The organism is Candidatus Gracilibacteria bacterium, from assembly GCA_041660965.1.
Classification (GTDB): domain Bacteria; phylum Patescibacteriota; class Gracilibacteria; order BD1-5; family JAGOOR01; genus JAGOOR01.
Genome location: JBAZVH010000002.1, coordinates 220,628 through 237,049, shown reverse-complemented (window position 1 = coordinate 237,049; position 16,422 = coordinate 220,628). Strand labels below are relative to the sequence as shown.

At 39.1% G+C, this 16,422-nt stretch carries 15 protein-coding genes; 12 read left to right on the top strand and 3 right to left on the bottom strand.

Going from position 1 to position 16,422, the window contains the following annotated elements; genetic code table 25:
* Window positions 1-13 precede the first annotated feature (13 nt).
* Together WC753_04495 and WC753_04490 are read left to right on the top strand one after the other, a co-directional pair.
* Complete coding sequence (locus tag WC753_04495) at window positions 14-1,543, top strand: cysteine--tRNA ligase (GenBank protein ID MFA6080703.1); 1,530 nt, start codon at window positions 14-16, stop codon at window positions 1,541-1,543.
* 78 nt (window positions 1,544-1,621) lie between these two features.
* The gene (locus tag WC753_04490) at window positions 1,622-3,838 is read left to right on the top strand and encodes a UvrD-helicase domain-containing protein (GenBank protein MFA6080702.1); all 2,217 of its coding nucleotides are present in this window, start codon (window positions 1,622-1,624) and stop codon (window positions 3,836-3,838) included.
* Between the two features lie 2 nt (window positions 3,839-3,840).
* On the opposite strand, the gene WC753_04485 is transcribed toward WC753_04490, so the two are convergent.
* On the bottom strand, window positions 3,841-4,266 hold the full coding sequence (locus WC753_04485; GenBank protein ID MFA6080701.1) for a hypothetical protein: 426 nt from the start codon (window positions 4,264-4,266) through the stop codon (window positions 3,841-3,843).
* Between the two features lie 3 nt (window positions 4,267-4,269).
* Window positions 4,270-4,461, bottom strand: a complete 192-nt coding sequence (locus WC753_04480) for a hypothetical protein (GenBank protein ID MFA6080700.1) — start codon at window positions 4,459-4,461, stop codon at window positions 4,270-4,272.
* A gap of 87 nt (window positions 4,462-4,548) precedes the next feature.
* Between WC753_04480 and WC753_04475 the strand changes: the two genes are divergently transcribed.
* The 6 genes from WC753_04475 (at window position 4,549) to WC753_04450 (ending at window position 13,406) form a co-directional block, all read left to right on the top strand.
* Window positions 4,549-6,027, top strand: coding sequence for an S-layer homology domain-containing protein (locus WC753_04475; GenBank protein ID MFA6080699.1), 1,479 nt, complete (start codon window positions 4,549-4,551; stop codon window positions 6,025-6,027).
* A 62-nt stretch (window positions 6,028-6,089) separates the two neighbouring features.
* Window positions 6,090-6,551, top strand: a complete 462-nt coding sequence (locus WC753_04470) for a hypothetical protein (protein ID MFA6080698.1) — start codon at window positions 6,090-6,092, stop codon at window positions 6,549-6,551.
* A gap of 69 nt (window positions 6,552-6,620) precedes the next feature.
* Entirely contained in the window at window positions 6,621-7,193 is a 573-nt protein-coding gene (locus WC753_04465; protein ID MFA6080697.1) for a nucleotide exchange factor GrpE, read from the top strand.
* A gap of 58 nt (window positions 7,194-7,251) precedes the next feature.
* On the top strand, window positions 7,252-8,421 hold the full coding sequence (locus WC753_04460) for a Mur ligase family protein (GenBank protein MFA6080696.1): 1,170 nt from the start codon (window positions 7,252-7,254) through the stop codon (window positions 8,419-8,421).
* Between the two features lie 37 nt (window positions 8,422-8,458).
* Complete coding sequence (locus WC753_04455) at window positions 8,459-10,675, top strand: hypothetical protein (protein MFA6080695.1); 2,217 nt, start codon at window positions 8,459-8,461, stop codon at window positions 10,673-10,675.
* 4 nt (window positions 10,676-10,679) lie between these two features.
* The gene (locus WC753_04450; GenBank protein MFA6080694.1) at window positions 10,680-13,406 is read left to right on the top strand and encodes a hypothetical protein; all 2,727 of its coding nucleotides are present in this window, start codon (window positions 10,680-10,682) and stop codon (window positions 13,404-13,406) included.
* Here the strand turns inward: WC753_04450 and WC753_04445 are convergent.
* The gene (locus WC753_04445; GenBank protein MFA6080693.1) at window positions 13,403-13,978 is read right to left on the bottom strand and encodes a hypothetical protein; all 576 of its coding nucleotides are present in this window, start codon (window positions 13,976-13,978) and stop codon (window positions 13,403-13,405) included. The genes WC753_04450 and WC753_04445 overlap by 4 nt on opposite strands.
* A 77-nt stretch (window positions 13,979-14,055) precedes the next feature.
* On the opposite strand from WC753_04445, the gene prfA reads away from it, so the two are divergent.
* From prfA to WC753_04425, 4 genes are read left to right on the top strand one after another with little or no spacing between them, the layout of a single operon-like run.
* A complete protein-coding gene (prfA, locus tag WC753_04440; GenBank protein ID MFA6080692.1) occupies window positions 14,056-15,129 on the top strand; it encodes a peptide chain release factor 1 in 1,074 nt (357 codons plus the stop codon).
* Between the two features lie 25 nt (window positions 15,130-15,154).
* Window positions 15,155-15,619 (top strand): Hsp20/alpha crystallin family protein, encoded by a 465-nt coding sequence (locus WC753_04435; protein MFA6080691.1) that lies wholly within the window; start codon window positions 15,155-15,157, stop codon window positions 15,617-15,619.
* Window positions 15,620-15,628: 9 nt separating this feature from the next.
* Entirely contained in the window at window positions 15,629-15,793 is a 165-nt protein-coding gene (locus WC753_04430; GenBank protein MFA6080690.1) for a hypothetical protein, read from the top strand.
* Window positions 15,784-16,419, top strand: a complete 636-nt coding sequence (locus WC753_04425; GenBank protein MFA6080689.1) for a hypothetical protein — start codon at window positions 15,784-15,786, stop codon at window positions 16,417-16,419. Before WC753_04430 ends, WC753_04425 begins: the two co-directional genes overlap by 10 nt.
* Window positions 16,420-16,422 lie beyond the last annotated feature (3 nt).

Here is a 16,422-nt window from a genome sequence, read left to right as displayed (position 1 = left end):
ATAATAGGAGCATATGCTCCATCTCTACAATACCCTCTCTCGTACTATCGAGCCATTTAAACCTCTCTCGGAAGATACGGTAAAGTTTTATGTGTGCTGACCAACGGTCTACAACTATGCACAAATTGGTAATCTCTGTTGCTATACCCTTTCTGATATTGTGATTCGTTCGATGCAGTTTCTGGGGTATGAAGTGCACCCGCTGATGAATCTGACTGATATAGATGACAAGACTATTCGTGATAGTCAGAAAGCAAAAATATCTCTCAAGGAATTTACCGAGATGTATACTCGGTACTTTTTTGAAGATTTAAAGAAACTTAATATCACGAGTTTCAATCGTTTCAAACCTATCTCCGAGCTTGTTCCTGAAATGGTAGAAATTATTCAAAAACTTCTCGATAAAAAACACGCCTATATTTCCGATGATGGTTCCGTGTATTTTGATATCCGGACATCTAAAAACTATGGAAACCTGGCTCATCTGGATATGAAAGGTATGAAAGCTGGAGCAGGAGAACGAACCAAGTCTGATGAATATGAGAAAGAGAATGTAAGCGACTTTGCTCTCTGGAAAGGGTACGATGCAGCTGATGGGGAAAATTTTTGGGAAGCGAAATTCCAAGTGACGAGTGACGAGTGACGAGTGACGAGCAAAAAACAAGCTGATATTCTCCCCCCTGTCAAGGGGGGGCAGGGGGGGTTGGTAACGGTCACTCTCAAGTGAAGACCAGGATGGCATATCGAGTGTAGTGCTTGTAATATGTGGGGTCATGGCGAACAGATAGATATTCATATGGGTGGATGTGATCTCATCTTCCCCCATCATCAAAACGAAATCGCTCAAACAGAAGGCGTCACGGGAAAAACATTTAGCAACTACTGGCTGCACACCGGTCATCTCTTGGTGGATAACAAAAAAATGTCCAAATCGGCAGGAAATTTTTATACACTCAAAGATCTCGAAGAGAAATATCCTGATAAGAAAAACCTTCTTTTTCGGTCTTTTCGACTGATGTGTCTCCAAAATCGCTACCGAGAAAACTTTAACTTTACTTTTGATCGGCTCGAAAGTGCTATGATGACTATCTGAAATATTGATAATTTCCTCAAACGCCTCCGATCCTACAATCCACATCTGCATGGGAAATTTCGACGTGATTTCCGTGATTATCTTCAGACCGCTATGCAGGGCTTTGTAGCAGATATCGAAAATGATATCGATACCGTACATGCTGTGACGCATATTTTCGATTGTATATCCGAAGTGAACCGAGCTATCGATGAACAAAAACTCTCAGATAGCGAAAAAAATGCTACTATCGATATTCTGAAATCTTGGGATAGTGTTTTTGGTATTATTGACTGGTCACTCGCGGAAGAACAAAAAATACCAGAAACAATACAAAAGCTCATCGAAGAAAGAACGCTCGCAAAACAAGAAAAAAACTTTCAACGAGCTGATGAGGTACGAAAAGAAATAGAAGCACAATGATATCAGATTATTGATGGAAAAGATGGCACAAGTGTAGAGAAAAAGTAAACACCTATTCTTTTGATTTTTACCCCTTTCACGCTATTATCTCGACACTTTCGTGGAGCTATTTCTTATAGTCAATACATGTCTTCTTCTCTTAATTCAGAACAACGCCGTGCAGTCGATATCATCGATGGCCCCCTTCTTATCCTCGCAGGAGCATGATCTGGCAAGACTCATACTCTGACGGAACGGGTCTATCATATGATTAATACCGTTTGAATCTCTCCTGAATCAATCCTCTGTGTCACTTTTACAAATAAAGCAGCAAAAGAAATGCGCGAACGAATTGCGAAGAAATTGGGACGATATATTCCCCAGTCATTTGGTATGCCTCGCGACTTCCCACTGGTTTCGACATTTCACTCGATGGGCGTGATGTTTCTCCGTCTGTATATTGATAAAATCGGCTACGAGAGAAATTTTGCTATCTATGATACCGATGATGTCATATCACTCCTAAGAACTATTTTAGAAGAAAAAAGGATTGACCCAAAAGAAGCACCACCACGAAAAATACAATATGAAATATCTCTCGCAAAAAATAGCGGGATTTCACCAGATGCCTATTCGAGTACAGCTGAAAATCATTTTCAATCAATCGTCGCTGAGATTTTCCCTGTCTACCAGAGGAAAATGCAAGCAAATAATGCACTTGATTTCGATGATATTCTCGCAAAGACTCTTGAGATTCTTCAGATACCGAGCGTCTTGGAATATTTCCATAATCGTTTTCAGTATTTTTGTGTCGATGAATATCAGGACACCAACTCTATTCAGTATGCAATCATCGAGCTTCTCGCAAGTAAATCAAAAAATCTCTGTGTCGTCGGTGATGATTGGCAAAGCATTTATTCCTGGAGATGAGCCAATATCAAAAATATTATCAATTTTAATAAAGATTTTCCAAAAGCAGAAGTCGTCAAACTCGAACAAAATTATCGATCATCGTCCAATATCATCAATGCAGCAAATATCGTCATAAAAAATAATGCTTCCGCCCTCGATAAACGTATGTGGACTGATCAAGAAGAATGAGATAAAATCCAAATCCATGAATGCTCGAGTGAACGGGAAGAAGCGGATAAAATTGCATGTTTTGTCGAAAAGAATCCAACTTCATGGGCGATACTCTATCGTACCAATGGACAATCACGTGTTATCGAAGAAGCACTGATCCGACATGGAGTGCCCTATGAAATTATCGGAGGACTCAAGTTCTATGACCGAAAAGAAATCAAAGATATTATCGCCTATCTACGAGTCATTTTGACTCCTCAGGACAGTATTGCATGGAAAAGAATTGTAAATGTGCCTACGAGAAAAATAGGTCCTACAACTATCGAACGAGTGATACACTATGTTGAAAGTTCAGGTATTAACTTCCTAGACCTTGCAAAAGATAAAAATCATATTACCAATATTCCTCTCTTAAAAACAGCAGCACAATCGTCTTTAACACAATTTTGTATACTTATTGAAGACATAGAGACACTTTCCTATCAATTTCCAGCAAGAATCCTCATCGAACAAGTTCTTCAAGCTACAAAATACCGTGATTACCTCGAAGAAAACTTTTCTCCACCAGATGTTGAAGCCAAAATGGATAATATCAGTGAGCTTAAGAATCTTGCATCACATTATGATGAGATACCCCCGAGAGAGTCACTGATGCATTTTCTCGAAGATATATCACTTATTACTGCTGAACAAGAAAATGAATGAGAATGAGATAAGACACTTCTTATGACTGCACATAGTGCAAAATGATTAGAATTTGATCATGTTATTATTGCTGGTGCTGAGGAAGGGATTTTTCCACATTCTCGGACACTATTTGAGCCAGATCAGCTTGAAGAAGAAAGACGACTTTTTTATGTAGCCATGACACGTGCCAAAAAGAAACTCATCATAACTCGAGCAAATGAACGATATACGTTTGGTACTTATTCCAGCAATATTATGAGTCGTTTCGTCACAGAAATACCGGTAGAATACCGAGAAGATATTGTGCCAAAAAGATGGAATTTTATAAGCGAACTTTTTTTTTCCGATTCAGAAAAAAATGAAACTATTTGAGGGTGAGATTACTTGACAACAGCTGATGCGAAACCACGAACATTATGACTCGGAAGAAAAGTGCACAATATAGTACAGGACTTTTCTCTCTGAGACCGTGTCTCTCATCAAAAATTTTGACGAGGCACTATCATCTCGCTTGCGTGAGACGTGGCTCAAATAGCATTTTCTAGTGGAGTAAAAAGTCTCAATATCAGGATAGCCCCTCTCTCAAAAGAGTAGTATTATTGTATCTCTGTGATAAGTTTTTCGAGTGCTGCGATCTTCTCTCGTAATTTTTGTATTGCATCTTCAGATATTGTATCGAGTCATTTTGGGGAAGCACTCCGCTGCCCCTCCAGTGTTTTGAGTTCTTGTTGTGAACGAAGTAGTATTTTGACGAGCCGCATACGTCGTACCGAAACATCAGTTTCTGAGGTCTTTACGACACCTGTCCCCACGGGTGTGATGACATTTGGCATTGATTGTGTTTGTGTGAGTTGAGGAGGTACTGTTGCTGGAGGAAGAAGGGCCTCCTGAATGACTGATGATTGTACGGTATTCTTTGTGCCTATAGGAATATAGAGATATGCCAATAAACCTATCAAGGAAGCACTCAATATAAAGAATACAATATACGTCTTTATATGGTGTATCTCGTGTGGATGCATAGATTATTTTTTAATCTGGTTTTTTGTATCTATAAGAGTTTTTTCTACTTTTTCTACCGAAACTTTCGCTGGTGCAGGAGCGGCAGGTTTTGTACCAATCGCCGATGACTCTAGCTGAGTACTTATACTCGAATACGTGGAATACATCATAAATCCGACGACTCCACATGCTATACTAATAATAATCCATTTCATAGTGTAAATGATATGCACAAAAAAATAATGTCAAACATTTGCTTCTGAAAAAAACATATGATATGATATTGCCATAAAACATCCTTTATGACTTCTTCATCTAGTATCTGTTCTCATCTTACCAAATTATGGGTTATCAATGGTGTTCTCGCTCTTGCGGCTCTTTTTGTCATACTCCCACATCAGAAATGGATTCTCTCTATATCCCAAAATGGGGCTGTCAAATCTTTCGATGGAGCTATGATGCCTATAGCATTTGTACCTGATTGGCGCAAAAGCGATTATATCGATAGACGTGCTGAGGTTACGTATAGCGAAATCGCTCAAGATGATCTCATCCCACTCCCAAAATATAGTGACATGTTGACGGATTTTAATAGTTTATTCACCTATATTACCGTCTATAAAGGCGCCTATATGGACGAGGAAAGACAGGTCGGTGCTGGATCACACGATGGTGTAGATATTAGGGCACCTATGCAGACACCGATTTTTAGTATTGCTCATGGTATCGTCGTAAAAGTAGTCAACGATGATAATAATAAATATGTCGTCGTGGAACATAGAAACGTGAAATATAACAATGTGACAGGAAAATATTATTCGAATTACCTCCATCTCGATAGTGTCTCCGTAAACACAGGAGATATCATCAGCAAGGGAACCATCATAGGAAAAGTAGGTATGTCTGGTATCACCACTACACCACATCTCCATCTCCAAATCGATAATAGTGATGCTCCATTTCACCCTTATTGGCCTTTTGATTTTGATGATGCAAATGTAGCTGGTATGTCATTCTTTGATGGGGTCAGTAATGGCCTGAACCAAGACTTGATAGATCTTTATTCCGTAAACCCTATCGATTTCATAGATCACGCAACCGCAGTCGATGGCAAAGACATATCAATCTCAAAACCAATACCAGTATCAAATATTGAAAATAAACCTGTGCAGCAAGAAGATCCTGCTATAAATAATCCTGAAACTGTTGTAAAAACTGAAACAAAAAATACTACCACATCATTTCCAGATGTACCATCAGATAGCAAATATTATGACGCCATTACTTATTTTGCAAAAAAATGAGTTTTCTCAGGATATGACGATGGGCTCTTTAGGAGCCATCAAACTGTGACACGATCGGAATTACTCGGAATGGTTCTGAATTCTCTCGGGATCATCCATCATGGCGAAATACTCGTAGGAATTTTTAAAGACGTACCAAAAGATCATTGGCTCAATCCTCTTATTACCGAAGCGGTAAAAAGAAAAATTATCTCAACGGATAGGCCTCTTTTTAACCCAAACAACAATATCACAAAAGCTGAATTCCTGGCTATATTTGCTCTTGCTGCTGGAGAAAAAATGCCACAGAAAATCACGAAAACCTGGAAGGATGTTGATCCAAAGCATTGGTCACAACCCTATGCGGAATTTGCTTTTAAAAAGAAACTCTTTGAGAATATAAGTGGTGATACATTTGGTCCAAATGAACCGGTAACTCGAGGGGAAATAGCACAAGCGATGTATATCTACCTCAAAAATATTTGAAAGGTCCAATAAAACATCTTGCAAAGCAATAAAAGTCCTATACAATAAGAACATTATTTCTTAATTCTTTTTGTATGAAAAAATTTCTTATTGCACTGGGATATCTCGCTGGCGTGGTCGTGGGAGCAAAATATGCTCAAAAAAATCTCTCAACAACTGGTAAAAAAGGCACCAAAAAATCAACCACTCTCACAGACCAGGCAATAGATGCAGGGAAAGAAATCCTCACAACACATCAGAACGCTCTCAAGGAAATCAAAAAAGAATATTGGACTCCAGAAAATAAAAAACTCCTTCTTTCAAAAAAAGATGATCTGATGAAATTTCTCGACCTCGCGAAAATGGAACTCGCTGAAACTATCTCAGAGCTCAAAAAAAATGGCATTGATGCTGTCGAAATACAGCATAAAATAGAATCCATCTATGCAGAAAAATCTGGCATTCTCAAAAAACTCTGAAAATCACCAGCCGCAGTCGCAGCAAAGAAAAAGCTCTCTACTCTCGTACAAGCCGCTAAGAAATCTCTGCTCAAGTAAGAAAAATATATCCCAAAAAAGACGAGAAGTTTCACTTCTTGTGCTCCTATTTTACTATTTATTCCTCCTATGCCATCAGACCCCGCTATTGACCCACAAATCGTAGAAGAATCTCCTTCAGAGAGTATTGAAAACTCAGGATGATCTACTGGACAAGGTGCACAATGAAATGACACGGACCCTAATGTCCTCTTCCAGGAACTCCAAAATACAATTATTGATTTACGAGAACAGCTCGCTCGTGCACAATCGGACTATAGTAATCTCATCCGTCGAAGCCGAGAAGAATCAGCACAAATCGGTCCATGGGTAGAGGATAAAACAATACTCAAATTTCTCCCCATCCTCGATAATCTCGAACGTGCTCTCGAACATATACCCGAAGATTTTGTAAAAAATAATTGGGTAGAATGAATTGGTTCTATTGTGCGCTGAATGCAAAAAGTTGTGAGTGATTTTGGTATCACGCCTATGGACTCGGTAGGGCAAGAAGTAAATCCCGACCTCCATGATGTGATATCTCAGGTACCCCATGCTCTCTCAACTATTCAGGTAGAGGTGGAGAAGTGATATATGAGAGGAGAGAAAGCTCTCCGACATGCAAAGGTTATCGTTGGTGACGGTCAGCTCTCATCCGAATAAATTCCTAACATCTCCAGTGGAATTTCTCAAGAAAAATCACTCATATATTGATCTGGTTATGTCTCTCACTCCATGAGGCATGACAGTATGAAGAGATAATATTCTCCGCCTTTTATCATATATCGGTTCGCCACAGAATACGCTCAAAGTGTTTCATGTGACAGGAAGTAATGGAAAATGAAGCGTCTGTCAGATGATCTCGCAAGTACTTTTTAAACAATTTCATAAAAAAGTCGGACTCTTCACCTCGCCACATCTCATCAATATTACTGAAAGATTCCAGATCAATGGACGCCCCATAAGCAACGAAAGATTGAATAAATACTACAAAAGTGTTTTCAAACTGGCAAAAAAATATACTATTGAGCTTTCTTTTTTTGAAATACAGGTAGTGGCAATGGTACTCTATTTCACCGATGAAAAAGTCGATTATGCCGTAGTAGAGACAGGACTCTGAGGTCTCTACGATGGAACCAATATTTTTGAACACCCTCTCGCCTGTTTTATTACTTCGATTACTATCGAACATTCTCATATACTCGGGAAAACACGGGAAAGTGTTCTCAAAAATAAACTCGGCATTGTAAAAAATGGTACAAATCTCTACACTTGGATTCAAAATATACAAGTAAAAGAATACTGTGAAAAAATCTGAGCCAAACTCGGAACTCGGAACTCGGAACTCGGAACTCTAAAAATCACAAACCTCCCTGGAGATCATCAACAAAAGAACGCCCTCCTGGTTCTACAAGCATTGAAAGATCTCTGATTCGAGCAAGAAAAAATCATGACGGGTCTGAAAAATGTCCATAATGTAGGAAGATTTGAATGGATATTTCCTCATATTCTCGTAGATACGGCTAATAACGAACAAAATATAAAAATTCTCGCCAAAATGCTCAATCAGATTGGTCATAAGAAAAAAATGACTATTATATTTGGAACAACACAGACTGAGCCTCTCTATGCTGCCGAATTAGCCAACCTCATACCATCGGATAGAAAAATTCTCGTGGATGATTTCTGCGAAAGGGCTCTCCCCTGTTCAGAATTCAGTCATCTCATTCCACACAATGCTGTATGGCACCTCAATGCTGAGAGTGGTATTCAAAAAATAAAGAGTATTTTTGAAAAAAATAATGAAGAAATTTTCATAATCTGTTGAAGTATTTATCTTGTGTGATATATTATGAACTTGTCAAGGTATAATGTATTTGCTAAGGGGTAAAAAGTGTGAGAAAATAGGTGGGAACTAATCCCTTCTTATGGCATGATTCAAGAAACAAGAACTGTCTCCTTCTTATCTCAATGATGAGCAAGAGTTCGTAAGATCAGCAAGTAAAGCTCAAAGAAAAGCTTTCGTAGAACAATACGAAAACAGATTTTGAAAGAGCTTTACTGACCGATACAAGTGAGAAACAAAGCAAAATCTCACCTTTATGGATAAACTCAAACGAGAGCCGGATCTCCTCCAAAAATATGAAGCTGCTCGAAGAGGAGTAATCGGTGATACTCGCAAGAGTCTCTGAGTACTCAGAACAGAATGAGCAATGGCGCGTGCAACAGAAAGCTCACGAGCGAATCAAAAAATGGTCCTCGGAATCGCCAAAGATCTCAATGGAAGAATTATAGAGTGAGGTTTATTTTGAGTGATATTTGGTGGACCAAAAAGACAACAGTGGCTCGCAAGTATCGAAAGTGATTATCCTCAAGCAAAGGGAAAGCTCTTGCCTCTTATTGAACAAGGATTTGAAAGTGCCGCACGGGATGCTGCAAAATCATGAAATGCACGAAAATTTTCAAACTTTATGAAAAAAATGGGTAGATCATTTGGTGCACAAGATGAAGCTCGTGTTCAACAAATCATAGCAGCACCAGCTACGATAAAAGATCGCCAAGAAGCTATCGTCGAAACTCTTCTCGTAGGAGTTGTGTCCTTTATCCTCACAGGAGGAGTAAGTATCTTGCTTGGTAAAATCCGTACTCCTATCCCCCTTCACAAAGCTGACCTCCCTTCTAAAAATGCAATCACCCAAGCTCTCCATGGTGAAGGTGCTCGGGAACAAGCTCAAGCAGCTCATAATGAATTTTGGAATGAAAGTGAAAAAATGCGCATTACTACATGAGCGACTGAAAAAGCCAAAAGACTCTATGGGAAAGAAGCTGCTTATGTCCTCTCTGCTATAGAGGAATTTGGAGCGCAAATTGATGTCAGTAGCAATTGGCTCACAAGCTGAGTCAAAAAAGGACGAGCAAAAAATCTCCAAAGAGCCCAAGAATTCTGACCATGGGATACACAGAAAACACTTGCAAGTATCAAATTTAAACCAGGAAGTCCCGAAGAGGGACGACGTGTTAGTCTCCTAGAAAAACTTGCTCAAACACAGACAGTACGATGACTCGCAGAAAGCGGATCGGAAACTGGTCGCTATAATAAAATGCTGAGTATGCTCAGTGGTTATTGATCAGAACAAACATTTCTTGATACTCATGTACTCCCAAGCGAAGCTATCTATGGTCCAAATGTTCGATATATTCGACAAGCTATCCATGCTTATTATAGTGGAGGGAATGCCCCCTATCGTGATGAGACAGGTAAAGATATCCCTTCTTATAAATATCAGCGTGGTGATCAGAGGGCTATCTATAGTCTCGTACATAGCCGATATACTCCAGGAGTAACAAAGATGATTGATGCCTACAGTGGAAATCCAGAAAAATGGAAAACAGAGAATGATCGAACAACTGGTGGGGGTTATAATGTATCTGAAAAGAGCACAGCATATTCTCGAAAATTGCTCAAAAATGTAGATATTACAAATCCAGATTCAGTTGCTCAAGTATTCAGAAACAGTGAAATCAATAACAAGTCTATAGCGGATACTTATTCGGACAATCTTTCTAAAGTCAAGTGATTCAATATCACTCCAGATGCTCTTGTGAGAGCAATAGGACAAGGAAGATATGGACATATAGCATGATACAACACTACAAGAAGGGTAAAGTCACCATGAGAAAATAACTTTGATTGAGAGGCTTTCATATTCCTTATTCCAGAGACATCTGGCAAGTTCAGAGTCTGTGCCATTAAGAAGGATTGTGCCAACTTAATTATTGGAGAAAGTGTTAATACGCCTGAGAGTTACCTCGATAATCTCCCTGCTACCGTATACTTCCGAATGCCTCTTATTATTAATCTCAAATGAGGTGGCAGTAGAGGAGTAAAACGAGAAAAACCAGGCAATCCTGATAATCCACCAGAGGGACCAAATCCACCTGATGTTCCACCTGAGGGGCCAGGAACACCAGATATTCCACCTGAGGGGCCTGGGACTCCTGACGCTCCACCAATCTCAATTCCAGGAGGAACCAATGGAACTGGAAGTCTTAATGGTTGAGTAAATTCTGGTACATCTATGTGACCTACGACACCAGCTGATTTTCGATGACCTGTGAATCCTACTAATAATTATTGACGCTAATTTTATGAAAAAAATATTTTTTCTTTCTCTGGTATTATTGCTAAACACTTTTGTTTTAGCAGAAAATTTTACGAGTCTTGATTGTAATGATACTCGACTTACTGGTTATAAATCTGGTACCCTTTCAAATGGCACTACCTATCAATGTGGTACCTGTTTTAAGACATCCGATCTCTACTATAGGTCAGGCCATGCTATAGAAAATATAGCCAATCTCTCTGATACCTTTGATGTACCTGGTGTATCACCAAGAATTATGTGGACAGATGAGACTTGGGTAGATTGGGATGTATTGAATCCGAAATTTACGATTGGCTCTGATCTATCTGAAACGCGATCTAATATAAAATGATTTAAATTTGAGGAGATCTCTGTTTCGGATCCCCAGAGGCAACCTTTTTGGCAAACAGCCAATAATGCTCCAAATACTAATAGAATATTTTGAATATTTTATACTGCAGATCCCCTTCTAACCTACGTACGTTCAGTGGGTGGTATATCTCTCGATGGCGTCAGTGGCAGCGCAACACAAAGTGATAAAAATAAACCAATGTGGAGAATTGCCTTTAATGCAGCATCGCGAACTACAAATATCGCAACGTGAGTTGACGGAGCGCTTGAAGATCATATTCAGTGTGCATTTACTTTCCCAAAATGGTGTGGAGATAATAGCATTGATTCAGCCAAATGAGAACAATGTGATGATGGGAATATGGTAAGTGGAGATGGATGTAGCGCGACTTGTCAAACTGAATCAATCACGCCTGCCGTATGTCAAGATCTCATAGTCTCTGATCAAACAATCAGTACAGGAGGGTCAGTCGGCTATGAATGTAGAACAAACTATTATCCTTTGAGTCCTCCTCTTGGGACGACATATAGTGTCCTGGGAGGAATCCCATTAGTGACATTGACCAGCTCGTCTGGAGTACTCTCTTACTGAACTGCAGGTACTTATACCATCAGCTGTGCTGTAAATGGAAACAGTGTAATTCCGGCGTGTCAAAAATCCATCACGGTCACGAATCCTCAGCCGATCTTGCCAGTATGTGATAATCTCGATATTGTGACACAATGAGCTCTTACTTATAATGGAGGCACTATTACAGCAGTGTGCTCTGGGACGAATACCGATGCATATAAATTCATCTTTAGACAAGGAAGTACCATCTTAAGTACTATAGATTACCAAAGTAGTGCTTCAAAAACATTTGTTATTCCCGCAAATACCGCAACGGCCAATAAGGAATATTCTGTTGAATGTTATACCAAAAATGCTCAGAATGCTGGTGTTACTTCAGGAACTTGTAATAAGAATTTAACCATATCTGGTGCTCCAGTTTGTAATGACTTATCAGTATCCTCCACCTCTACTACAGCCAATACACTTATCACCTATATTTGTAATGCGAGTAATGCAACCAGCTATAATATCACAAATGGTGCAACGTCTATTGGTACAACTCCAACTGGTACTATGACTTTTGCTACACCTGGTGTCTATGCCATCAAATGTTATATTGATGGAAAAAATTCCACACCAGATGCTTGTACAAAAAACATTACTATCACCAATCCTCCAGTAAATCCCATCCCAAGTATTTTCATCGATAAAGATGATTCTACCCCAGGAACACCTGATGACGATGGCAATGATATACAGAGAGTCCAAAATAATGGAACCGCTACCTTCACTGTGAGATTTACAAATAATGGTAATGAAGCTCTCAAAAATGTCGTTATCACAGACCAATATGCTTCGGATTGTAATCGGAGTAGTGTTCAAACAGCTGTGCTCTATGCTGGTGGATTAACAGCAAATTTTGATGTTGGAGAGACTTTTACCTATCAGTGTACAAAATCAAATGTTACAAGCTCTACATTTCCAAATAATAGAAATACTGCCTCAATTACAGGTGTCGGAGCAATTTCTTCCATAAATGTATCTGATTCAGATATCACTGAGATATTTATGAAACAATCAAATCCAAATATAAAAATAGAGAAAAATGATATTGATAATCTCGATGATACACAAGAAATCGATGAAGATGGAACGGCAGAATTTTCTGTAAAAGTGACGAATAATGGAAATGAACCCTTAGAAAACCTCATCATCACTGATAAACTTGCCTCTGATTGTACAAAAGATACTCGTGAAACACGAGAACTAATAGAAAATATCGGAGATAAAGATAGTATCTTTGATCCGGGAGAATTCTTTGCCTATATGTGCCGAGAAAGATCAGTCACGGAAAACACATTTCCTGATGAAAAGAATACAGTGTGTGTAAGTGGTATATGAGTCGACACAAACCAAGGTGTGGATGACTGCGATGACACTGAAATCACTGTTATCGTCGTCAACGAACCATCTATGTGTGAAAATATTGATAGCTCTGAAGGAGAATTTTGAGGAGCTCCTTTTCGGACTGAGATTACCTGTAACACCACTGATTCGTCCAGTACTTGTCAGATCGAAGTGAGCAGAGATGGTGAAATCGTCAATACGTATGATACGTGTTCAAAGAATATTACCTTTACCACGCCTGGAGAATATTCGGTCGCCTGTATTGTCGATGACATCGCTGCCCCAGAGTGTGAAATGGGTATTACAGTGGAAGCGATGACAGAGATCCCAACAGGTACCAAAATACTCCTTATTATCCTCCTCAGTCTCACTATTGCAGGATTCAGCACATATTACGTACAAAAAAGGAAACTCTCTTAAGAAACAAGTTCCTTCATTACTTTCTGAATATCACTCAGGGTAAATCACCTCTGAAGACATTTTTGTATGATCTTTTCTGGCAATCACGTTTTGAGAAGTATTGGTATGCTATTCTTGAGAATGGTATAATCGCTATACTCCTGTAATATTTCTGAGATAAGCGCCTGAGAATCAGGGTATTTAAACCTGAGTTCATAGGAAGTTCTTTTCCGAGAAAATCATTTCTTTTGAGCTTTTTGGCAAAAAGTCTCTATGACTTTTCGATATGTCTCATCATCCTGAAAAATATCTATAAATCCCTCAAGTACTTCCTCAGTAAGAGCTGTATCAAATTTCTTCTGTTTCAGTTTTTGTCGAATATGGTAGATCGTTTTCCCTTGAGAGATAGCGTCGTGGACTCGACTTTCTATAATATTTTTCTCAATAAATAATGGAGAAAGAGCATCCATAACAGACTGAACAAGCTCAGAATCTGGACATTTTTTCATAATTTTTTCTCGCAAAAAAGCTCTGGAAGGAAAATACCGAGTATAATACCATTCACCATATCGTTGGAGTGACGCAAGAGACATAGCATATATACTACACGTATAATTATTTTCTCAATCAAATAATCTTTTATTTTTGAGATTCTGTGTATAATCCGGATATGATTTTTTCTCTCGAACCACTTGTCCAAGAACTCCAGTCTATAGAGCAACTCCTAGAATCAGGAGATATTTATAATGATCAAAAACGGATGAAAGAACTCTTGATCAGAAAAAAATACCTCGACCCTATTGTCAAAATGTATCATGAGCACGAAAAATCCCTCTCAGATCTCGAAGAAGCCAAAAAAATGCTCTGACAAGAATCCGATGAAGAGCTTCGTGAAATGGCAAAATGAGAAGTTAGCAATCTAGAAAATACCATTCCTGTTCTGGAAGAAAAACTCAAAATAGCACTTATTCCTCCTGATCCAAACGACGAAAAGAATGTCATTCTCGAAATCCGTGCAGGTGCTGGTGGAGATGAGGCGGGACTTTTTTGAGCTGAACTCGCAGAATGTTATCGCCTCTTCGCTACTCGTCACAAATTTCAGGTTGAGACGATGTCCGAATCCCGCAATGACGCTGATGGCATCAAAGAAATCATTATGAAAATATCGGGAGATGGTGCCTATTCCAGGTTCAAATTTGAAGGTGGTACTCATCGTGTCCAAAGAATACCAGCAACAGAAAACAAAGGAAGAGTCCATACGAGCACTGTCACCGTTGCAGTACTTCCTGAAGTCGATGAGCTCGACATACAACTCCGTGATGAAGACCTCGAAATCACCGTCTGCCGTGCCGGTGGAGCTGGAGGTCAGCATGTCAATAAAACTGAATCAGCCGTACGTATGGTTCATACACCTACAGGGATGGTCGTCGAATGTCAAGATGAGAGATCTCAGCTCAAAAATAGAGAGAAGGCCCTTAATATCCTGCGCTCTCGGGTCTATGCATTCGAAGAAGCAAAACGCAATAAATCCCTCTGAGAAGCCCGACTCGCACAAGTAGGTACAGGTGATAGAAGCGAAAAAATACGAACATATAATTTCCCACAAGATCGAATTACGGATCACCGAATCGGTGAAAACTTTTCCAATCTTCCCTATATTATGATGGGGAATATCGATGACATCGTGATGGCACTTGGTGCCTATGAGCAAACGGAAAAGCTTTCCAAAATTGCACAGGTATAGTAGACTATTTCTTCTTTATTTTTTTATGTTTAAGTTTTTGAAACGCCCGTCGGATAGCGACATCGGAATGGATGATAATCATACACTCGTATGATGAAAATATAACATTCCAGTACAGGATAATGATATTCCCCAGGGAGAAGACGTCGGACAGATAGCAGTCGATATCCTCGAGATCCACGAGTGATATATCATCATTGCTCCTCTTGCTGGCGTGCCAAGAAGCGACGTAGATGTCAGCGTATCGCGTAATGTACTCACTATCAGTGGCAATAGGCCTGAACCAGAAATCTATCAAGAAGCTCTCAAAGTACCTGTCCAAGAATGTTTCTATGGCCCATTTTCTCGGTCTATTATTCTGCCAGAAAATCTCGCACTCGATACTATCCGTGCCACGATAGAACGAGGTATGCTCATCGTCACTATCCCCTATCTCATCGTCGATACGAGAAGTGTGAAGGTCGAACATATAGAAGATTTTGATTCCTAATTTCCTTCTATGTTTTTTAGAAAATCAAAAGAAAAAATAAAAAAAATGGACATACTTATCACGAGTATCGTTCTCGGTACGATTATAGCATGAGCTTTTGGGCTCAAAAGAAAAAAACCACCAGAACACATACCTCTCTGGAAAAGAATTCTAAAGAAAATTGTATGAAAATAATACTTTCTCTTCTCCTTCTGTTTTCTCTATCAATGGTTTTTTCTGCTACTACTCTCACAGTTGAAGAAAAATTTAACAAAGCATATGAAGATTCTCTCAAGAATCGATGGGAAAAACCTCAAGAATGAAGCGAGCTTTCTCTCTTTGATAAAGCCAGAAAAGAGGTACAGAATGTGAAAAATATGCCAAAAGATATGAAACCAACAGAGCGTATCTATACGATAATGGCTACTTTTTGTGAGCCCCCCTACAGTTCATGCAATGATGCAACCAGTCTTAGTAGTCAGCTCAAGGCATGATGCGCCACCGCGCGAGATGATGCAATTGCAATTATGCAAGAAAATGATATATGATTTGCAAACAATAATACAGAGCTTCTCGTAAGTAGTTATACAGATTGTATTACTGAGCTCGCACCGAAAGTTCTTGATGCATTTAGAGCATCGGCTTTAGATGAAATGACAACATGAGTTGCAGATCTTGCCAAAGAATCAAATGCAACTTTTTTAGAAAAAGTAAATAATCAATTTCAAGAAAAAGTAGGGAATATCTGGGATATATTTACAAAAAAAATGACCAACTTCGTCCGATCTATCCAAGGTTTTACAAAAAATCTCTACCAATAATAG